Genomic DNA, 21,168 nt, shown 5'->3' on the forward strand with positions numbered 1-21,168 from the left:
CATGAAGGAATTATTTCCAATAAAGCAAGTCAATGGCTTTATCTTCTCATTGCTACTTACCGTAGTTGCGCTGAGCGTATACTTCATGGATATGTCATTTACCGCAGGCATGACTATCTTGCTTGTAACAGCTTTTGTTCAAGCAATTGTACAGTTCGTCCTGTTTATGCATGCTGGTGAGAGTGATGATAAGAGAACAATTTACACAACCTTATACTACAGTGCCTTAATTGCTTTAGTGACCATTTTTGGTTCATTACTTGCAATGGTATGGGATATGTAAAGCACAAAAGCAGAAGCGCCCGATTAGCGACGTACGGACTGCGCCCCGTATTTTGGGGTGGTTCGGCTTGCCGAACATTCTTACGTAGGAGATAAAGGAAATACGGCGACCGTAGGGAGTCGATGTTGACTTTCACCACAAGGGTATAAGTGCGACTAACCCTCTGGCGCAGCCAATCGGCAAGTCTTCTTTTCGTACGGAGGTGAAGGAAGTCTCACTAACGCTTCAGCGCTGGAGCTGGACGTGGCTGTTTCGGTAACTAAGTTATCTACAGCATTTAAATTTTATAGTTTCCCAAAGAAACAATAGCAAAGCGAGCGTCTGATTATAGGCGCTCGCTTTTTCATTTACAATTTAATGCATTACAAAACGCTTCTCTTCCCCTCGCCAGGTTTGTGAATCATTTCTTCGGTCACAACGAGAAACGTACCCATTATCCATATAAACGCAGCACTCATGACTGTACCTACACCAATACCAACTAGCCCTTGGTAATCGCTTACATATACCCCGTAAGAAAATATGGCAATTCCAAGGAAAACTAACGTACCACAAATATATTTTACTGCATTCAACATTGCCGCATGTGTTTTCATTTGAAATGACCTCCCTTTGTATTTATTATTTACCACGTTCACATTTTTGTCAAACATTTATTTCTAATTTATGAACTTTTGTATTTGATATTGACAAAAATCCATGGATGCCTATTTTTATAAAAATCTTCACATACAAAAATAAACCGGGAGTATTACCTCCCGGTTATTATGACTGTTACACCACTGCCTTAATTAACAGCAGCGGTAGTGCTGGTTGTTTGGATTTGTTTCATTTGCTCAAATAGACTTTTAATCGTGCCAATTCCCACATTGTCATACTTAGCTAAAATAACCAATTCTTTGGGCAACTGCCCAACTGTGACCATTTGATCCTTACGCAGTTGTTTTAATAAACTTGGGAAACCTGAAAATATATCCTCATTTAATGCTAGCTTAGCCAGTTCCTCTGTTACAACGAGGTACTCTTCTTTGAAAAAGAAAAATAATTCGCCAGGACGATCTAACATAATTTCTCTTCTTTGTTTCTCTTCCTCGATAAAAACTTCTAATTCTTCAAATAGTATTTCTTCATTTTTAGCTTTGTAGCGTTTTACATGTGTTGAAAGCCCTTCTAGATTATTTGGAAGTTCACTCATGATTCGCGCTTGCTGCTCTGCACCAAGTCGAATCAAGAACATCTCTGAACGCTCAAAACGCTGCGGTAACAGAAATGCATCCCTAAGGAAATACGGGATTTCCAACTCCATCTTTTTATATACAAGCTTTCGAATTGTAGTAAAGCCTGGTGGTAGTGGATCAGAAGTTTCTTCTGCAACTGATTTCCTCTTTTCATCAGATTCAAGATTTTTATCATGCTTCCCTACCGAAGCATTTAACAACTGCTCCAATGCACCTAAACGAATTTCTATCTCTGAAATATCGTAGAATTCTTGTCCCTTCGCTGCTGGATCCTGGTATTCCGGAAATATAAATTCAATCGGTCCATATGTCTCCACATACCATCTTACAATTACATAAACAGCTTCCCATGATTGCAGCGCCTCTGAGTAACGGAATTTCCGTGTATCATGTGCAGCTTGATTTCCTAGCATTCGTACAGAATGTAAAGCATCCCGAACCTCTATTGTTATGTATCCATTATCATTTAGCGTATCAATTCTCTCGATTAGTGTCAGGCTTATTTTAGAAGGAAGTTCTTCCTCTTTCATTACAAGCTGCAAAATTGTTTCTACAAAAACCCTTGCATGTGTCAGCATTGTCCGCGGGCTGGCAAATATACTATGTTCAAGTTCTCTAGCAACAAATGCCAGCTCTTTATTCATCTGTTCCAAAAAATGATAATAATAATTGTCCATCTTCATTTTATGTTATCTCCTAGCTGTAAATATTCAAGTCAAACTATTATTTTACCACAGAACGAAAGCTATCTGCTTTATTTTTCTGCATCCATAGAAAAAACTACTTATCCATTCGCATAAGTAGTTTTCCGATCTGCCCATTATTCAAAACTAAAGTGATGTCGCAGTTTAAAATAGATCGCTTGACATTCTCCATGATGACGAATATTTTCCAGCAAACCACTTATTAATGCCCTGCTTAAGCTTGGATTCCAAAGCTCTTCCTTCAATAAAGTCAGTGATTCTCTTTCAATTTCCCCTTCAACTTCGTCTAATGCATGGTCCATCAGCATCATCATTTCTTCTCTTGTTATTTCTTCATTTAATGGTTTTTTCATTAATTGAACGAAATCTTTAGTCAAAAATGGAATTGTTGTATATGCAGCTAATAAATTCGTTTTTTCAACGAGCGATTTGCAAAGTGTATCTAAATTAACTTGTAAATTAAGGAAGAAAAAAAGTTCTGAATATGTTTTCATGAAACCTTGAATACAATATACGAGATCGTATTTCATTTGTTCTACTTCATAACCGTATATTTTCTCCACCATATATAAAATGGACTCCTCGATTAACTGACTATAATAACGCATTTTTATTATCAATTCATCATTTAATGAATGTGCCTGTTCTTGAATAAAAATTTTCGCGAATTCAGAGTGCTCATAGTACGAGTCAAAACATAAGTGGTAAAATTCATATAAGAGTTTTTCCTTATCATCTTCACTTCTGACCAAGTAGTCAATGCTTGATACATATTTCATCATAAAGTGGTCAATTATAGCTAGAATCAGTGCATCCTTTGACTTAAACGATAAGTAAAAAGCTCCTTTTGAAATCCCGCAATGATCGGTTATTTGCTGAATCGAGGTTGCGCTAAAACCTTGCTTTGCAAAAAGCTCCAGTGCCTTATCCATAATTAGTTGTTTTTTTGCCACATTTTCCACTTCCTTTCCCGCTTCTAACATTGACAATTGACCAAGTAGTCATTATTATAAATAACGTAGTATCATAAGTCAAATAAGGGCAGGTGTAAAGGTGAAAGGTATTGTAAATTTTGTCCTGAAAAATAAACTGGCAGTATGGCTGCTGACTATTATTATTACTGCTTCAGGTATTTATTCAGGGACGCGAATGAAAACGGAGATGATTCCGGATATTAATATTCCTTACCTCATGGTGATGGATGTATATCCAGGTGCAACTCCAGAACAGGTTATGGATGAAGTTTCCATACCAATTGAAAAAGCAATTAACGGGCTTGAAGACATTAAGGCCGTTTATTCCAATTCATCATCTAATATCGCAAATATTCAAGTTGAATATGATTACGGAATTGATATGGATGAGAAAAAACGTGAACTGCAATCAGCACTGGATAATGTCACATTGCCAGATGATGCACAGGAACCAATCATCTCATCGATTAGCATGAACATGATGCCAGTCGTAGCATTAAGTGTCAGTAGTTCAACAGAAGATATTGTGGAGTTAACATCAACCGTTAACGACAACCTCCTACCAAAAATCGAAAAACTCGATGGTGTTGCATCTGCTACTATCACAGGGCAACACATTGAAGAGGTAGAGCTGACATATGATCAGGAATTGATGGCAGAGCTTGATATCACAGAAGATACTGTTGAGGAAATGATACAAGCTAGTGATATGGCTGTTTCTCTAGGGCTGTATGAATTTGAAGAAGGTGAACAGGCGGTAGCAGTAGATGGAAAGTTCATGACAGAAGATGAGCTTAAAGGAATGCTTATACCTGTTACACCATCAGAATCAAACCCTGCTCCATTTGTAGAACTAGGAGATATTGCAACTATCGAGACTGTTGGTAAAGTAGAGTCTGTCTCCCGTACAAATGGCGAGGACGCAATAGCAATCCAAATTGTCAAAGGTCAACAGGATAATACGGTCGACGTTGTAAATGAAGTAAAAGACCTAGTTGAAGAAGAAGTAGAAGCGAATGAAGGATTAATTATTGATGTATCCCTTGACCAAGGTCAGCCAATTCAGGATTCCGTCAATACTATGATTGAAAAAGCATTGTTCGGCGGCTTAATTGCTGTTTTGATTATATTACTTTTCTTGCGTGACTTTAAATCAACGATTATTTCCATTATCTCGATTCCAGTATCCGTATTTATGGCATTACTTCTGCTAAACTGGATGGATATTACATTAAATATTATGACGCTGGGTGCAGTCACCGTTGCAATTGGCCGGGTAATTGACGACTCCATCGTTGTAGTAGAAAATATTTATCGCAGGATTCATTTGAAAGAAGAAAAACTTTCTGGAAGAGCGCTTGTCCGCGAGGCAACCATAGAAATGTACAAACCAATTCTATCTTCAACCATCGTTACTGTTGCGGTTTTCGCACCACTTATTTTTGTCGGTGGGATGGTTGGCGAATTGTTTATGCCATTTGCATTAACCATGACATTTGCACTTCTTGCTTCACTAATCGTTGCGATTACAATCGTACCTGCACTTTCACATTTCTTATTTAAGAAAAAATTATATAGTGAAAAAACAGAAAGCCAGCATAAGGAACAAGGAAAACTTGCGAGAAGCTATAAAAAGGTTCTCGACTGGACACTAAATCATAAAGTGATTATGTCCATCGTATCAATACTATTGTTAGTAGGCAGCTTGATGCTGACACCACTAATCGGCTTCAGCTTCTTAGGCAGTGAAGAAGAGAAGGTTATGTACCTAACGTATACACCTGAAGCCGGCGAATTAATGGATGATACACTTGAAAACATTACAGAGGTTGAAGACGAATTATTAACACATGAAGATATCGATATTGTTCAGCTTTCTGTAAATGATTCAGAAACAGCAGATCCAAATGCAGCTATGATGGGCGGCGGAGCTGGCGGTGCATTAATGTACTTGATCTTCGACCCAGACATGGAAGATTTCCCGCAGGCACGTGACGAAATCTTAGAGTATGTCACAAACATCGATCAATCAGGTGAGTGGAAAAGCCAAGACTTCTCTTCTATGGGAATGGCAACGAATGAAGTAAGCTATACATTCTATAGCGAGGATTTAGATAATCTAACCGAAGCTGTCCACATGGTTGAAGAAGAAGTAGTTAAAATAGATGGAATTGATGATGTTTCGTCAAGTGCAGAGGATGCATATGTTGAACATGTATTAAAAGTAGATCAGCAAGACCTACTGCAATACGGTTTAACAACTGGTCAAATTGTTATGATGCTAAATACCTCGTCAACAAAGGATATCATCACAACAGTTGAAAAAGATGGCGAAACACTTGATGTTATCGTACAACAAGAGCAGACTTTCGATCCGCAGTCAATTGAGGAAATGCTGGATATTCCAGTTCCATTACAAATGGAGCCCGGAACAACAATTCCACTTTCGGAACTTGTAACGGTTGAAGAAGGAACAACGATGAATACACTATCACGTAGTAACAATGAGTACTACGCTACTGTTACCGGAACGATTACAGAAGATGATATTTCAAAAGCAACTGCTGACGTTGATGCAGCAATTGAAGAGCTCGACTTACCAAAAGGTGTAACAATGGGGGTCGCTGGTGTTGCAGCAGATATGGAAGAAACATTTACCCAGCTCGGTATTGCAATGCTTGCTGCAATCGCGATCGTTTACTTTATTTTAGTTGTCACGTTTGGTGAAGGACTTGCACCATTTGCAATTCTATTCTCCCTACCATTCGCGATTATCGGTTCATTTGTCGGATTACTTATCGCCGGGGAAACCATTTCAGTTTCCGTTATGATGGGTCTCCTCATGTTAATCGGTATTGTTGTAACAAATGCAATCGTCCTTGTCGATCGAATCATCCACATGGAGCGAGATGGAATGGGATTACGAGAAGCTATTCTCGAAGCTGGAGCAACACGTCTTCGCCCAATCTTAATGACAGCTCTAGCAACAATGGGCGCATTACTTCCATTAGCATTTGGTAATGGCGGTGGCGGTTTAATCTCAAAAGGCCTTGGTATTACAGTAATCGGAGGTCTAGCAAGCTCAACCTTATTAACATTGCTTGTTGTACCGCTTGTTTATGAATTACTATCCAAGCTATTTAAGAAAAACCGCAAAGAAATCGAAGAAAACTAAGTTAAACCCTACAGGAATTTTGTCCTGTAGGGTTTTATTATTTTTCAATTGCACAAATGCTGATATGTTACAATCCTTTTGAATTTATAAACGCTATACTCTGTTACCCTAACTCCCTCTGTTGCTCATCTTCCATTTCTAGATGGCTTTCCTTTTCAATTTTTTTCATTCTAAATGGCGTAATGATTAGTACTGCAATAAGAACAAGCCCGAGATACCCAATCAGCGGATAAAAATAACTGACTAAGTGTGTAAATCCTGCAAAGCTTGCAACATATGCAACAATCATCGTTCCTATTAGGAATGGCTTATAACGTTTTGTTCCAACCTCTGCAAATCGTACGACAAATGAGAAGAACATACTGACCGCTGTATTATAAATCATTCCAAATATAACAATTGACATCACCACACCAAGTAGTGGCGATAAATTATTTACGATGCCCAGCATTGGCATATCTAAGCTGCCAACCTCTTCTATCTTAGCAAAAATAGCAAAGTGGCTAAGTAAAATTAAAACTCCTAGACCAAGCCCCCCAACTAGCCCACCGATTGCAGCTGTTTTTCTATTTGCTTCAGTCCCACCCATAACAATTGCCATTGATGCTCCCACTGCCGTATTAAAGGAAACATAATTAATTCCCGAGATAAACCAGTTCGGTAATGAAGTTGGCTGTTCCCTCGCGAGACTATCGAGAGCTGCGAACGATCCATCCAATGTTAGAAAACTATATACTGAAATGATTAAGACAAACAGTACTAGAAAAGGAGTAATACTCCCAATGATGGAAACAATCCGATCAACTTTTAACATCCCTGTTAAGATTACAAGCAACAACATCAAGGTTGTCCCAAAAACATACGGCATGCCAAATTGCTGATTTAAATTTGATCCTGCTCCAGCAATCATTACTACCCCTACTCCAAACAAAGTAAAAATAAGAATATAGTCAATAACCTTTCCAAGATATCGACCGCTTATATTATAGATTACCCCTTTATGAGATGTTGTTTGTGCACGGCTGCCCAACCAAACAAGCACCATCCCAACATACGCAAATAAAGCGCTTGCAATAATTGCACCAACAATACCCATAACTCCAAAGCTAGTAAAGTACTGTAATACTTCTTGTCCAGAAGCAAATCCTGCTCCAACAATCACTCCTATAAAAGCGCTTCCAATTTTAAGTGTATTTTTCATCGTGTCTCCCCCTTCAGATGTTTCCTTTTAAATTATAACAGCTAAAAGATGAAATCTATTTGTGTATATACTAAAATGTGAATTAGAAAGTTCGTTTATCTACTCAAATCCTATTTGTGTTACGTTTATTTTACTAACATAACAGGCTACAACAGCTACTGAAGAGGAAGGTATATTTCATGCGCGATAAAACTAATCACCTAGAGCTTTTAAAAAGCAGAATGAATGAAGAATTTGATTCAGCCGATCAGTTAGCTGATTGGATAGGTGAAATATTCGAGTGTCCTATTACAATAGAAGATTCTAACCATCATGTTGTATCCTACAGTAAGCATAAAGAAAATATTGACGAAGCACGAATCGGCACCATTATGAATCGAAAAGTCCCGGATAATGTAATTAATGGGCTCTGGAAAAAAGGTGTTATGTCTAAACTTATCGATCAAGATGAAGCTGTTGTCATCCCACAAATTAATGAAATCGGGCTCGGAAATCGTGTAGCTATATCCATTCGTGAAAAAAATGAAATTCTGGGGTTTATATGGGCACATACTGGTAATAAAAAACTGGGTAAAGATGAACTCGAACTACTGCAGGAAGTCGCTAAGCAAGTTCGTAAATTATTCTTCAAGCACCCGAAACGGAATAGAAAATCAGAAGAAAGTTATAATGACCTCTTTTGGCAATTACTTACTGGACAAATTAAAGACACCGATAAATTAAACCAGCAAGCAAAACAACTTAACGTTCAATTAGAGGGTGAGCTTGCAGTCGTTGTCATACGATTTGAAGATCAAATAACGGAGCAAATTGAAAAGTATGCATACTATTTAGCAGAAACACAGTTACAAGTTAAATCCCTTTTTCGCCTATTTGATAGTCACGAATTTATTGTCCTTGTTCGTCATCATCGTAAAAAGGAAGATCCGGCCTATTTATTAGGGGAATTTATCAAACAAATTATAGAAAAAATCAGTAACCAACTTGCATTAAAAAATGTCAACGGTTCAGCTGGAATCTTTTATGGTGAAGCGAAGCAAATAAATGAGAGCTATAAACAAGCACTAAGCGTATTAAATCTAAAAGAAAAATATGCAAAAGATCTAAAAGGTATCTATTTATATGAAGACCTCGGAGTCTATCAATTTATAGAAGAGCTGTTTGCGATTCAAAAAGCAAGTAAAAGTCGGAAGAATAAATACATTGAAAGATTACGATCATATGATAAGAAACACCACACTTCCCTTACCGATTCTTTACAAGCTTATTTAAACTGTGATTGCAATGTTTATCAAACAGCAAAGGAATTATTTATTCATCCGAATACGATGAACTATCGTCTAAAACGAATTCGGGAAGTCGCTATACTGGACTTAAAGGACCCAAAACAGAAGACTCTCGTTTATTTAGACTTTATTATGGAACGCATGCATGAAGGGTGATTTGTGCAAATACACAAACCACCCTTCTTTTTTTCATCTTTTTTAATGAAGAAAATACCAAAAGAAAGCGTTATCATAAGATTATAAATAGCTTTTGAGGAGATGGTAAACATGATTATAGGGGTACTCAAAGAGATTAAAAATAATGAAAACCGTGTTGCAATGACACCTGCAGGGGTAGTGAATTTAGTAAAAGCAGGGCAAACAGTCATTATTGAAAAGGACGCGGGCTTAGGAAGCAGCTTTACAAACGAAGAGTATATCGAAGCTGGTGCTTCCATCATTGATAGCGCTTCAGAGATTTGGTCAAAATCCGAAATGATTATGAAAGTAAAAGAGCCGCTCCCATCTGAATATAAGTATTTTCGTGAAGGGTTAATACTATTCACATATCTCCACTTAGCAGCAGAGCCAGAATTAGCCCAAGCGTTAGTGGAAAATAAAGTAACTGCAATTGCTTATGAGACGATTACGGTTAACCGTACATTGCCATTGCTTACTCCAATGAGTGAAGTTGCTGGTCGAATGGCAACTCAAATCGGAGCACAATACCTTGAGAAATCAAAAGGCGGTAAAGGAGTTCTGCTAAGTGGAATTCCAGGTGTTAACCGTGGAAAAGTTACTATCATTGGCGGTGGTGTTGTAGGTACGAACGCTGCTCGCATTGCACTTGGTCTTGGAGCTGAAGTTACCATTATTGATTTGAACCCAACTCGTTTACGTGAACTAGATGATATCTTTGGTTCAAGCATTCAAACGTTAATGTCTAACCCTTACAATATTGCAGAAGCAGTGAAAACTTCTGATTTAGTTATTGGGTCGGTTTTAATTCCAGGTGCAAAGGCACCGAAGCTTGTTAGTGAAGACATGGTTAGGTCTATGCAGCCGGGATCCGTGATTGTCGATGTCGCAATTGACCAAGGTGGAAATTTTGAAACTGTTGACCACCCTACTACTCATGATGATCCAATCTATGTAAAACATGATGTACTTCATTATGCAGTTGCGAATATCCCTGGTGCTGTACCACGTACTGCAACAGTTGGCTTAACGAATGTTACCGTACCATACGCAGCACAAATAGGCGCAAAAGGGGTTGCTAAAGCGATCCAGGATAACCCTGCAATTGGTACTGGTGTGAATGTCATTAATGGAAAAGTAACCTATGAAGCCGTTGCCCACGATCTTGGATATAATTACATTTCATTAGAAGAAGTAATAAATGAACCTGCAATAATATAATCCCCATGGAAAATACCCTTCTTGCATCCTTAGAAGGGTATTTTTTTATTTGCACCAGGAAACTATAAAATTTGAATGCTGTGGATAACTTAGTTACCTAAACGGCTACGTCCAGCTCCAGCGCCCAGCGACTAGCGAGACTTCCCTCACCTCCGTACGATAAGTCAACATCAGCTCCCTGCGGTCGCCGTGTTTCCTTTATCTCCTACGGCTCAGTCCAGTCCGTACGTCGCTAACCGGGCGCTTGCGCTTTTGTTCTTGTATACATATATGATAGGCAACACAATACTTATCATGATTAGCAAGTAGAAATATGAAAGAATTCGTTGATTAGTTAATGCCTTAATTGCAAGAAGATCGACTTCCATATTTTCACGTGAAAGCTACCTTCTCTCAGCTTAATATACTACTAACCAGGAACTACTTCTTTCTCCTCTCAATCATCCCTCTTACGACATCAGGGTTTGTCCCACCAGTTATGCTTCTTCGTGCTACAAATTGTTTTGGATCAATAATTGCTTGCCAATCTTCATTTTTAAGTTGAACATCGCTAAGCCATTCATTTACTTTCGATAGTGAAATTTCATATAGTTCTTTTCCTGCTTCTTCTACGTTTTTGGCAATTACACTTGCTTTTTTATGTGCTGCTCGAAATGAAATATGGTAATCCCTTGCCAATACATCCGCAAGCTCTGTAATCGTTATCAAATTTTCTCTCGCTTGTTGATAAGCACGTCCCTTATTAAACTCCAATGTAAGCATAACAGCACGCATTAATCGCAACACTCGTGTAGCTTTTTGATAACCTGCATATAAATGTGGTTGCAGATCGTCTTCCGTATCATTTATATCTCCAAAAGGGGTGTTATGAATCATATGAACTACCGCCAGCCCTTCTGCAGCCGCACTGCTTGCAATTGCACGAGAATGCTCAATCGAAACTGGATTTCTTTTTTGAGGCATAATACTGCTAATTTGAACGTATGCATTAGAAACCTTTATTAAACCTACCTCTTTTGATGCCATACGTAACAACTCTTGAAGCCACCTCCCCATATTCGTCATTAAACTAACTAAAGCCTGCGCTGCTTCAATTAGATAATCACCTGTTCCAATTGCATCATATGAATTCTCTATTAGTCCATCAAATTCAAGCAATTCTACCATACGCTCTCTATTTATAGGAAACCCTGTAGTAGTAATTGCAGCTGCACCCATTGGTGATTTATTCACTGTTGCATAAGCCTGTTTCAATCTTTGAATGTCTCGATCTAAATTATCATAAATAGCTACAAGGTAGTGTCCGAATGTTGTTGGCTGAGCAGGTTGTGTATGCGTATGAGCTGGCATAATTGATTCAGTATGTTTTTCTGCCTGATAAAGAATTGCTTTATTTAATTGTTCCGCTTCTATAATCACTTGTTCAATATAATCTCTAATAACAATGCGATACATCGCTTCTCCCATATCATTTCTGCTTTTTGCAATATGCATTTTTCCTGCTAGATCAGTCCCAATAAGATCCCCTAACCGAGACTCAACAAGAAAAAAAAGATCCTCATGTTGAGAAGAATACATTAATTCAGTTCGGTCAATACATTCTACCTGCTTCACAGCTTCTAAAATTTCAGTACACTCATCACCTGTTAAAATCCCCTGCTCCATCAACATAATAGTATGTGCTTTATGGATTTTAAACATTGCTTCAAATAAATACTTTTTTTGATCATCAAATACCGGCTTTAGCAGTTCATCCATATAGGTCTTACCAGGAAATTCAACTCCTTCAGCCGCTTCAAACTGCTCCTTCATTCTATTCATATCTACACCTCAATATTGTGTATTATATTTCTTTACAGTTAGTTAACCTTACTTACCAATCATTGTAGCGGATTGTATTCTCTTTTGTAAAGTGTTAATTTTAAAAATAGTAACTCAAATTAAAATTAACTTTATTTTTAGTTATGTAAACGTTGACATTCAGAGAGATTAATAGTATTATAATTTTCAATTAATAAGTTAACTTTACTAACCTATCGAAACATTATTGATTTTGAAAGGAGTGAAAAACTATCGCTATCCGTAATGTCCCCACAGATTCCAACTTACTAAAACATTTAAACAAACGGAAAGTTTTACATTATATTCAACGAAAAGATGGACATTCTCGATCAGATATTGCAAAAGCACTAAAACTAAGTAAACCTACAGTCTCTAATATAGTTGATGAACTTTTAGAGGAAGGATGGATTCGAGAGAAAGAAAGTGAAAGAGCAAGTTCAGCAGGTGGTCGGAAACCATTTCAAATATTCTTTAATGAAAACGCAGCCTATATTGTTGGAATTGATATTGGCGGGACATTAGTTGAAATGGCCATTATGAATTTAGCAGGAAAAATTATAAGTAAGACCGCTTTTTCTACACAAAAACATGTAGGTAGTAACTTTATTCAATCAATTGCCGACTACGTAAACACCCTTATAGAGCAAGAAGGATTAGAAAGCAGCATGTTATTTGGAGTTGGCGTTGGCGTTCCAGGTATTACGGATGTTGATAGCGGAATTGTCATTGATGCGCCAAGTCTAAGCTGGAAAAATATACCGCTGCAATCTCAACTTGAATCCCATCTCTCATGTCCTGTTTATATCGATAATGATGTAAATGTTGCGGCGCTCGGTGAATATTGGAAAGGCGCCGGCAAAAAAAACAATAATATGATTATGATTACACTAGGAACTGGTATCGGGTGCGGAATTATAATTAACGGACAGCTTTATCGCGGAGCATCATACGCTGCAGGAGAAATTGGTTATATGGTAACAGATAAAGATGCTGCTGATAAAAAATACGAGCAAACTTTTAGGGGCTACGGATTCTTAGATAGTCACGTAGGAGGACCGTCTATTGCCAAAAGAATGCTTCAACACAGTCAGAAAAGTGAAGAAAAATGGACTGCAAAAAAGGTTTTCCAAATGGCAATTGATGGCGACCAAATAGCATTGAAAACAGTAAATGATTCCCTATCCCATCTTTCTTTTGCATTAATTAATGTTATTTCAATTATCAACCCTGAGAAAGTTGTATTAGGGGGCGGGATTTCTAAATCAATGAACCACTTTTTGCCATATTTAACTTCCAACTTAGAAAAACACTTACCTGTACAAACGGACATCACTATCACAACAGTTGAAGATGTCTCTTTGCTAGGTGCCGGGTACCTCATACTTAAGGAACATGAATCAATTTTAAAAGTATAGATTTTAAATTTAATTTAAAGAGACTCCGGTCCTTTAAAATATTATATTAGGGGGTTTTATTATGTTTAAAAAGTGGCAATTGACTCTGCTTGCAATATTGTTATCGGTTGTGTTTGCAGCATGTTCTAGTGATGATGAAAGTTCTGCTAATCAAGAAGATGGCGACATCACACTTGAATACTGGCAATACTCATTTGATTCTAAGGTTAACTTAATGGATGAATTAATTGCGGAATTCGAAGAAGCAAATCCTGGAATTAAAGTAAAGCAAACCAATTTTCCATATGATCAATACAATGAACAGGTTGCTGCGCAAGTTCCAGCTGGTAAAGGACCCGATGTTATTAACTTATTCTACGGATGGGTGCCTACCTACGTAGATGCAGGTTACTTACAGCCACTACCACAGGACGCTTTCCCACATGAAGAAATAGAGAGTGAATTCTTTCCATTAGTGGAAGCCACGAAAATGGATGGCGAATATTGGACAATACCAACTTCAGTAAGAACACTCGCACTGTTTTATAATAAGGATTTATTTGAAGAAGCAGGCCTTGATCCTAACTCTCCTCCACAAACATGGGAAGAGCTTGAAGACTATGCCGTTCAATTAACCAAAGCTGATGGTAATGGCCGTCTAGAACAATCTGGAATGGCATGGGAACCAGCACAACAAGGTCACCATTGGCTTAGAGATGGTCTTACACTACAAGCAGGCGGACAAGTATTAAGTGAAGATAGAAAGGAAGTTGTCTGGGCAGATAACCCAGCTGGTTTAGAAGCATTTAAATATTGGTTAAGCTTCCCTACTGAGCTAGGAACATCTGAACAAGGTTTTTATACAGATGATGTGACAGCATTTGTAACGGAAAAAGCTGCAATGAATATTGACGGTTCTTTTAGGGTAGGTACATTGCAAAGTGATGCACCTGATTTAAATTATGCAATAGCACCACTTCCTGGCAAAGACGTACAATCAACAAATGCTTCTTTCTGGACAAATGGGATTACTGCCCGTGTTGAAGGAGAAAAACTAGAAGCAGCCACTAAATTTTTAGAATTCCTAACAAGTGATGATGTTATGGAAAGATGGTTAGATGCAACTGGTGAATTACCTGCAAAAGAATCGGTTGCCATGCAGGATAAATATGTAAACGATGAAATTTATGGTCCTTTTATCGAATCCTTGCCTTTTGCTAATGCGCATTTCTTTGTAGATGAAACTCGGGAACGGGATCTTGTAATAGATGCTGCTAATCGGGTGTTAATGGAAGGTCAAGATCCGGAAGAAGCGTTTAATCAATTAGTAGAAGCTACTCAAAAACTTTATGATGAATACTGGGAAAAATAAGCAATCTTTAACGAAAGGATCAAGGTGACACACCTTGGTCCTTACCACTTAAAGGAGGTGCAGCATGGAGCAATTCAAATCACCGCAGAATCAGAACAATAAAACAACACAAGTTAAAAAGGAAAAAACCTCCCTTCTTCATAAATTTAGAGGGAATCTTAGATATCAAAAATATTTATTTGTATACACTTGTTTATTGCTTCCAATTATATTTTATCTCGGGATCCGAATTTTACCTACTTTATTTACGTTTAACGTGGGATTTAGAGATTGGAACCTTCTTTCAACAGATATACAACCTTTCGTTGGTTTAGAAAATTATGTAACACTATTCCAGGATGAAATCTTTATTAAATCCATTTTTAATACTTTCATCTATATTCTTTTAGGGGTTTCTGGTCAATTATTATTTGGGATAATTGTAGCATTATTACTTCATAAAATTAATCGATTTGTTGGTTTTTTCAGAGTTATCTATTTCATTCCCTATGTAACTAGTATTGTTGCAATCAGTTGGGTATTTCAGTGGATTCTAATGGGTAACGGGATTATTAATGATATATTAGTTAATTTAGGTTTCTCTGCTCAACCATTCTTAAACTCACCAGATCAAGCAATTTATGTCATCATCGCTGCAATGATTTGGCAATCCATTGGTTTTCAAATGGTTCTCTTCTTAGCTGGGTTAGAGAATATACCAGAAATGCTTTATGAAGCTGCTGAAATTGATGGAGCGACCGGTTGGCAAAAATTTTGGTATGTAACGGTTCCTTTACTGAATCCAACGATTGTATTTTCTGCAGTAATTGGAACGATTACCTTTATTCAAGTTTCCTTTACCCAAGTCATTAATATGAGCATGGATGGAAGTGGCGGTCCTTTAAATTCAACCATTTCAGTTGTAGTTTACATCTACCAGCTAGCCTTTAAGCAATTCGATATGGGATTAGCTTCTGCGGCAACCGTTATCTTATTCCTGTTCATACTTGCTTTAACAATTTTCCAAATGAAAGTTTTAACCAAGAAATTTGATTACTAGAATAGGAGGTGTAGAAGGATGAGGTTCCGAAGATTATTGCCGTATGTACTTTTAATAATTGGTTCTGTTATTATGTTGTTTCCATTCATTTGGATGGTTTCTACTTCCTTAAAAGCACCATTCGATATATTTAATTTGAGCATTATCCCAGAAAATCCAACCTTAGCGAATTATATTAAAATTCTTGAGGAAAGCATGTTCATCAAATGGTTTATGAATAGTATTATTGTGGCTCTAATTACGACGATAAGTGTTTTATTTTTTGATACACTCGTTGGATATATAATTGCGAAATTTTCCTTTGTAGGTCGTACGGTTATTTTCATCTTAATATTAAGTACATTAATGGTTCCAACAGAAATGCTAATTATCCCGTGGTATATGATGAGTTCAGAATTTGGATGGACGGACTCCTATTGGGGTGTTCTTTTTCCAGGTCTTATGACAGGTTTTGGAGTGTTTTTAATGCGACAGTTTATGGAACAAATCCCTGATGATTTACTCAACGCTGCACGAGTTGATGGAATGAACGAGTATGCCATCTTCTTTAAAATTGCTGTTCCGCAGGTTTGGCCAGCGATTTCAGCATTAGGCATTTTTACATTCCTTAGTAACTGGAATGCATTTTTATGGCCATTAATTGTCATCGAATCACCTAGTTTACGAACACTTCCGGTTGGACTATCATTCTTTTCTTCCGGCGAAGCTGAATCACAGTGGCATCTCATTATGACTGGAGCAACTATATCAGTTATCCCTTTGATTCTGGTATTTATCCTCCTGCAGCGACATATCATCAAAGGTATTACCTTAACTGGTATGAAATAAATTACGTTAAAATATCCCAATAGGATTGCTCGAATCCCATTGGGATATTTTTATTCTACTCCATAGCTAATTAGGTTTGTGAATATCCGGTAAGCACCAGGGACTTGATTATCAATTTGACGGTAGAATACTAAATTCGTATATAGATAGGTACCCTCGCCATATTCGGCAAGCAAGATCCCACTCGTAAATGGATCTTCATCTGGATCAGCCATACTAACAAATGTCTCATAGCGATTATCCCAATTCATTGGAAAATAGAGCCCTCTTTCTTGTACCCAATTATCCCAGTCATGATTCGTAACTTCATTTGGGTAGTTAAATAACTTGTGCTCGGGCTGGGTTAACGTTACCTCTGCATGCTCATCCGTTACACGCCATTGAATGGACGGATTACCAATTTCTAATGAATATGGAGCGGTTGCATCTATATTCCAGTTGTCATCTGGTTTATGGTACTGCACCACATAATGTCCTCCGCCCTCTACATACTCTAGCAATCTTTCATTATTTTCAGCTAGATCAGGTCGGGAAAGATATGCTCTTATTCCAGTAACAATTGCATCATACTGTGTCAAATCACCTGAAGCAAGGTCTACTTCTGTAAGTTTCGTCACGTCCATCCCTGTATCTATTAAATAGTCGGCAACTTCATCAAAACCACTTTCGATATAACCAACTTTTAAGTTATCAGGTAGCAGCAACTCAAATGCAACGGTGTTCACTGTTGCTGGATACTGGAAATACGAATCTTTAATATGGTCATAACTAATTTCCTGAACGGTCGTATTAAAGATTGCTCCATTTGCTTCAGCGACAACATCGAAAGAATAATCGCCTTCTGCAATATCTGATGGAGGGCTAACAGTAAACGTAACCTCTTCCATTTCATGCTGCTCCGTAAATGAAACTTTCTTCTCTACTGGATTACTTGCCCAACCCTCTGGTAGATTTAACGAAACAGTTGCATCTTTCTTGCCGTTATAATAGTTCTTTACTTGAACTTTAACTGGAATTTCTTCTTGTATATCAGCTGTATTAATTGTTAAGTTTTCCGAACTTGGAGCTACACTTAACTCAGGCAAGACGGCAACTGTATGATTAAACTCTATTAATTTACCAGATGTTTGCCCTTTTTCTTTAAATTCAACCTTCCCCATTAGGGTTGACTCGTCATATGGTGTATTGTATGGTTCATCTTCTGGCACCCTTACATCAAAAGTTACTTTCTTGGATTCATTCGGTTTTAAATGTTTCACTTTTTGTGTTTTATCTCTACCCCAGGATTCCGGCGTCACCAGTGTAGCATCAATATGTTTTATTTTCTGATTGCCCTCATTTGTAATCGTCATGGTTACTTGCCCTTTCGAACCGGGTGTTAATACTTCCGTGTCGATTTCCATTTCCACATGAAGGCTGGAAGCTACAAAACTCACCTCCTGTAATTGCTCTTCTTTTAATTCAAGCTTATGAAGTAAATCATTTTTAAGATTGCTTGGCATTTTCGCTTTTCCTACTAATTTTTGAATTCTCTTTACATCCTTATGCGCAGATTGTGATACCGATAAAATCGCTTCTCTATCTGGATAGAGCTCGACAATTTCATCCAACTTTTGCTGTAACTTATTTAATTTCGCTTTCACATTTTTCGCTGGAACAATTTCTGCCCATTCATTAAAGTTGTATGGGATACCCGCAAACAACGCATTCGGATAATCTGTATGAACAGCTTCCTTTATTAATTCTAAGTGTGTTTGTCTGGGTTCGGCTGGAATATCTCTTCCCATCCCTTGACTTTTATGCATATATCTTGACTCTTCACCCAGCTGGGGATATGTCATTTCATATACAGGATCATAATCACCAATTTCTATAGAAGTTGTTGCAGTTTCTTCCGATTCAGCAGGTAAATACAACTTTTTTACTTGCCACGTCGATAGTCCCTCTTCTAACTGTTCCGGGAAAACAGTTGGGTCAGCCGCATCTTCAAATGCTTGTTCAGATAAGATCGTTATCGCCCTATGGTGACCATGTTGACTTTCAACATCCCGAAAAGAGGGCATTACAATGTCAGGCTGATAAGTTCGAATGAATCGAATAAAGCGTTCGTAGGTTAATTCCTCTCCCCATTTCTCCAGCGTTTCATCTGGGGATTTGGAAAATCCAAAATCATAGATAGGGTCTGATGTAGTCTCACTTAAATGATATGCCTTTACCCCTGTAATTTTTGCTGCTTCAATCATCTCATTACTACGGATAATTCCTAAACCATTATCCAGCTCTGTCCCGATCTCATTCTGTCCTCCTTCACCCCGATTCGCAATTAAGCTTGAAGTTTTCACACCCAACCCTCGAGATAAGTAAGCAAGAAAATCACTGCGTTCATCATCTGGATGTGCTCCTGTGTTTAAAAATGTCACTGTAGTATTTAGTGGTTTTACTGCATTCCATAGTTCAACATCATGATGAACATCTTCCTTCGCATTACCTTTTAAAGGAATTAAAGATACGATAAGCAGTAGAATCAACAAGTAATAAAGCACCTTTTTCATTTAATGTAACCCCTTTCATTATTAGGTTGATACTTAATACCAACTACCTCCTTTTCACATTAGGGTTAGTTAGTAATCTAAACTTACTAACTTTTCTGAATTAACTTCTCATGAAAACAATATCAATTTAATACTTCATTGTAAATATTAGATTTGTCCTATTTTTCTAATAACAAGAGGCGTAAAGTGGTATAAAAGGATGCAATTGAACATAAAAAATCTTGATATAGAAAAAACTAAATAACCTTTCTATATCAAGATTCAATCATTGCTCTATCCTATTTATTGGTTATTTCAACTACAATCCTCTACCCAATTAGGCACTTGTAAACCACATAGTATCTCAAGTTCCTGTTCTCTTTTCTCTATATAAGAACTAAATTCTTTGAGATCTTCATCAATGATCGCTGGATGTGTCATTACTTCAACGGAAGTCGTGTCTAGCTGCTGTAATTTATTAAAGATTTCATAATCAACACCCTCACCGTAAAAATCCAGCCACAGTGTTTCCGTAAGTAGGATTTCAGGGTTTCCTTTTAATGATTCTACATAGCGAACAGGCACGTTGTATCGCTGAGCTAATTTAACAACCACTTCTTTCAATAGGCCCCATCCATGTATATGGTGATGGCTGTCAATGTGATGAAGGGGCAGACCTGTAGCTAAAAATGCATCGATCTGTGCACACCATTCTCGCTCTACTGCATCTACATCAACGTCTTCCACTTCCAAAAATGTATTTTTAAATTTAAAAAATCCTTGATTATCGAGAAGTGACGGGACATTCCCACTAATCGGTTTACCCCAGGTTAGCACAAGATGAATACCTATATTTAGCATTGGATACTTTTTTGCTTGTAAAACCGCATAATCTACTGCTTTTCCGTTCATCATTAAAGTTGCCGAGCTGACAACTCCATCCTTATACGCCTTAATAATTCCATCCGTCACACCTTTTGTTAATCCAAAATCGTCTGCATTAAACAACACTTTCATCGATAGTCCCCCTTAAATACTTCTGATTATTCTCCCGTTGGGTAATTCCGCTCAATCATGAAATTAGTTTTATCACCACGGAAGAATGAACGTGAAAATTCTACTTTTTTGCCCTTATCGTCTTCGGCAATTGTTTCGATATAAAAACATGGTGTTCCTACTTCACAGCCTAAATGCGAACAAGAACGTTCATCTGCAAGTGTTATCTCAATTTGTTCAGTTGTTTTGGCGATGTGAACATGGAATTCTTCTTTTAATGACGCATACAAAGATGTTTCTGCATGTTCTTTCATTATCCCCGGGGCAATATCCCACGGAATATAAGCTATTTCATATTGTGTTGGTTCCCCATTTGCCTTGCGAACCCGTTCAATTCGCTGAATTGGATCATTTATAGATACATCAAGGGATTGCTGCATAATTTCATTTGCCGGAATAACATGAATATCTATTAAAGTTATCTCTGCTTTTTTACCCTGAACAGCAATCTGATCACTATATCGCTTCACAGTCTGGGACAGTGTCTGCTTCACTTTTTGTTCAGCGACAAAAGTGCCCTTCCCCTGCTGCCGTACTAAATAGCCTTCAAGAGTAAGCTGATTTAGAGCTGTTCTCACAGTGGTTCTACTAACATTAAAGTCCTTACAGAGTTCCAATTCCGGAGGTATTTTTTCTCCCTTTTTATATTCATTTGACTTAATACGATTCAATAATTCTTCTTTTATATAGGCATGCAGTGATTGGTTTTTTTCCATGTCTGTACTCCTTCAAACATTGTATATATAAAGTGTACAAGATATAAGATATAATGACAATACTTATAAATGTAATTACAATTATAAAAATATGTATGGACATCATAATAATTGTATGATACATTTTTATT

General features: G+C 37.5%; 16 protein-coding genes. 8 read left to right on the plus strand and 8 right to left on the minus strand.

Features of this window, described 5'->3' with window-relative positions; translation table 11 throughout:
• Position 1 precedes the first annotated feature (1 nt).
• Positions 2 to 283 (plus strand): cytochrome aa3 quinol oxidase subunit IV, encoded by a 282-nt coding sequence (gene qoxD / locus NYE61_RS04805; RefSeq protein ID WP_095307453.1) that lies wholly within the window; start codon positions 2 to 4, stop codon positions 281 to 283.
• A 362-nt stretch (positions 284 to 645) separates the two neighbouring features.
• On the opposite strand, the gene NYE61_RS04810 is transcribed toward qoxD, so the two are convergent.
• The 3 genes from NYE61_RS04810 to NYE61_RS04820 form a co-directional block, all read right to left on the minus strand.
• The gene (locus NYE61_RS04810; RefSeq protein ID WP_095307455.1) at positions 646 to 879 is read right to left on the minus strand and encodes a hypothetical protein; all 234 of its coding nucleotides are present in this window, start codon (positions 877 to 879) and stop codon (positions 646 to 648) included.
• Positions 880 to 1,070: 191 nt separating this feature from the next.
• A complete protein-coding gene (locus tag NYE61_RS04815; protein WP_095307457.1) occupies positions 1,071 to 2,204 on the minus strand; it encodes a DUF4145 domain-containing protein in 1,134 nt (377 codons plus the stop codon).
• 137 nt (positions 2,205 to 2,341) lie between these two features.
• Positions 2,342 to 3,178: a TetR/AcrR family transcriptional regulator gene (locus NYE61_RS04820; protein ID WP_095307458.1), complete on the minus strand. Its 837-nt coding sequence runs from the start codon at positions 3,176 to 3,178 to the stop codon at positions 2,342 to 2,344.
• Between the two features lie 100 nt (positions 3,179 to 3,278).
• Between NYE61_RS04820 and NYE61_RS04825 the strand changes: the two genes are divergently transcribed.
• Positions 3,279 to 6,374, plus strand: a complete 3,096-nt coding sequence (locus NYE61_RS04825) for an efflux RND transporter permease subunit (protein ID WP_303450209.1) — start codon at positions 3,279 to 3,281, stop codon at positions 6,372 to 6,374.
• Between the two features lie 103 nt (positions 6,375 to 6,477).
• Here NYE61_RS04825 and NYE61_RS04830 read toward each other — a convergent pair whose 3' ends face one another.
• Entirely contained in the window at positions 6,478 to 7,575 is a 1,098-nt protein-coding gene (locus NYE61_RS04830) for a hypothetical protein (RefSeq protein ID WP_095307462.1), read from the minus strand.
• Between the two features lie 221 nt (positions 7,576 to 7,796).
• Between NYE61_RS04830 and NYE61_RS04835 the strand changes: the two genes are divergently transcribed.
• Both NYE61_RS04835 and ald read left to right on the plus strand, forming a co-directional pair.
• A complete protein-coding gene (locus NYE61_RS04835) occupies positions 7,797 to 9,017 on the plus strand; it encodes a helix-turn-helix domain-containing protein (RefSeq protein ID WP_339316967.1) in 1,221 nt (406 codons plus the stop codon).
• A 111-nt stretch (positions 9,018 to 9,128) separates the two neighbouring features.
• Positions 9,129 to 10,259, plus strand: coding sequence for an alanine dehydrogenase (gene ald / locus NYE61_RS04840; RefSeq protein WP_095307467.1), 1,131 nt, complete (start codon positions 9,129 to 9,131; stop codon positions 10,257 to 10,259).
• Between the two features lie 420 nt (positions 10,260 to 10,679).
• Here ald and argH read toward each other — a convergent pair whose 3' ends face one another.
• Positions 10,680 to 12,080, minus strand: coding sequence for an argininosuccinate lyase (argH, locus tag NYE61_RS04845; RefSeq protein ID WP_303450214.1), 1,401 nt, complete (start codon positions 12,078 to 12,080; stop codon positions 10,680 to 10,682).
• A gap of 527 nt (positions 12,081 to 12,607) precedes the next feature.
• Between argH and NYE61_RS04850 the strand changes: the two genes are divergently transcribed.
• The 4 genes from NYE61_RS04850 to NYE61_RS04865 all read left to right on the plus strand — a co-directional run bounded on the left by NYE61_RS04850 (position 12,608) and on the right by NYE61_RS04865 (position 16,734).
• Complete coding sequence (locus NYE61_RS04850; protein ID WP_303450243.1) at positions 12,608 to 13,516, plus strand: ROK family protein; 909 nt, start codon at positions 12,608 to 12,610, stop codon at positions 13,514 to 13,516.
• A gap of 61 nt (positions 13,517 to 13,577) precedes the next feature.
• Positions 13,578 to 14,867, plus strand: a complete 1,290-nt coding sequence (locus tag NYE61_RS04855; protein WP_303450216.1) for an extracellular solute-binding protein — start codon at positions 13,578 to 13,580, stop codon at positions 14,865 to 14,867.
• Positions 14,868 to 14,931: 64 nt separating this feature from the next.
• On the plus strand, positions 14,932 to 15,906 hold the full coding sequence (locus tag NYE61_RS04860; protein ID WP_118890284.1) for a sugar ABC transporter permease: 975 nt from the start codon (positions 14,932 to 14,934) through the stop codon (positions 15,904 to 15,906).
• Between the two features lie 18 nt (positions 15,907 to 15,924).
• A complete protein-coding gene (locus NYE61_RS04865; RefSeq protein WP_095307476.1) occupies positions 15,925 to 16,734 on the plus strand; it encodes a carbohydrate ABC transporter permease in 810 nt (269 codons plus the stop codon).
• A 50-nt stretch (positions 16,735 to 16,784) separates the two neighbouring features.
• On the opposite strand, the gene NYE61_RS04870 is transcribed toward NYE61_RS04865, so the two are convergent.
• The 3 genes from NYE61_RS04870 to NYE61_RS04880 all read right to left on the minus strand — a co-directional run bounded on the left by NYE61_RS04870 (position 16,785) and on the right by NYE61_RS04880 (position 21,037).
• Entirely contained in the window at positions 16,785 to 19,286 is a 2,502-nt protein-coding gene (locus NYE61_RS04870) for an NEW3 domain-containing protein (protein ID WP_303450221.1), read from the minus strand.
• Positions 19,287 to 19,580: 294 nt separating this feature from the next.
• Complete coding sequence (gene chbG / locus NYE61_RS04875) at positions 19,581 to 20,282, minus strand: chitin disaccharide deacetylase (protein WP_303450223.1); 702 nt, start codon at positions 20,280 to 20,282, stop codon at positions 19,581 to 19,583.
• A gap of 26 nt (positions 20,283 to 20,308) precedes the next feature.
• Positions 20,309 to 21,037: a GntR family transcriptional regulator gene (locus tag NYE61_RS04880; RefSeq protein WP_095307482.1), complete on the minus strand. Its 729-nt coding sequence runs from the start codon at positions 21,035 to 21,037 to the stop codon at positions 20,309 to 20,311.
• Positions 21,038 to 21,168: the final 131 nt, after the last annotated feature.

This window comes from Oceanobacillus sp. FSL W7-1304 (assembly GCF_037969805.1).
Classification (GTDB): Bacteria; Bacillota; Bacilli; order Bacillales; family Amphibacillaceae; genus Oceanobacillus; species Oceanobacillus profundus.

Excerpts from the sequence above, each read along its gene's own strand:
- qoxD (WP_095307453.1), top strand. The coding sequence starts at position 2 with ATGAAGGAATTATTTCCAATAAAGCAAGTCAATGGCTTTATCTTCTCA.
- NYE61_RS04810 (WP_095307455.1), bottom strand. The coding sequence starts at position 879 with ATGAAAACACATGCGGCAATGTTGAATGCAGTAAAATATATTTGTGGT.
- NYE61_RS04815 (WP_095307457.1), bottom strand. The coding sequence starts at position 2,204 with ATGAAGATGGACAATTATTATTATCATTTTTTGGAACAGATGAATAAA.
- NYE61_RS04830 (WP_095307462.1), bottom strand. The coding sequence starts at position 7,575 with ATGAAAAATACACTTAAAATTGGAAGCGCTTTTATAGGAGTGATTGTT.
- NYE61_RS04835 (WP_339316967.1), top strand. The coding sequence starts at position 7,797 with ATGAATGAAGAATTTGATTCAGCCGATCAGTTAGCTGATTGGATAGGT.
- ald (WP_095307467.1), top strand. The coding sequence starts at position 9,129 with ATGATTATAGGGGTACTCAAAGAGATTAAAAATAATGAAAACCGTGTT.
- argH (WP_303450214.1), bottom strand. The coding sequence starts at position 12,080 with ATGAATAGAATGAAGGAGCAGTTTGAAGCGGCTGAAGGAGTTGAATTT.
- NYE61_RS04855 (WP_303450216.1), top strand. The coding sequence starts at position 13,578 with ATGTTTAAAAAGTGGCAATTGACTCTGCTTGCAATATTGTTATCGGTT.
- NYE61_RS04860 (WP_118890284.1), top strand. The coding sequence starts at position 14,932 with ATGGAGCAATTCAAATCACCGCAGAATCAGAACAATAAAACAACACAA.
- NYE61_RS04865 (WP_095307476.1), top strand. The coding sequence starts at position 15,925 with ATGAGGTTCCGAAGATTATTGCCGTATGTACTTTTAATAATTGGTTCT.
- NYE61_RS04870 (WP_303450221.1), bottom strand. The coding sequence starts at position 19,286 with ATGAAAAAGGTGCTTTATTACTTGTTGATTCTACTGCTTATCGTATCT.
- chbG (WP_303450223.1), bottom strand. The coding sequence starts at position 20,282 with ATGAAAGTGTTGTTTAATGCAGACGATTTTGGATTAACAAAAGGTGTG.
- NYE61_RS04880 (WP_095307482.1), bottom strand. The coding sequence starts at position 21,037 with ATGGAAAAAAACCAATCACTGCATGCCTATATAAAAGAAGAATTATTG.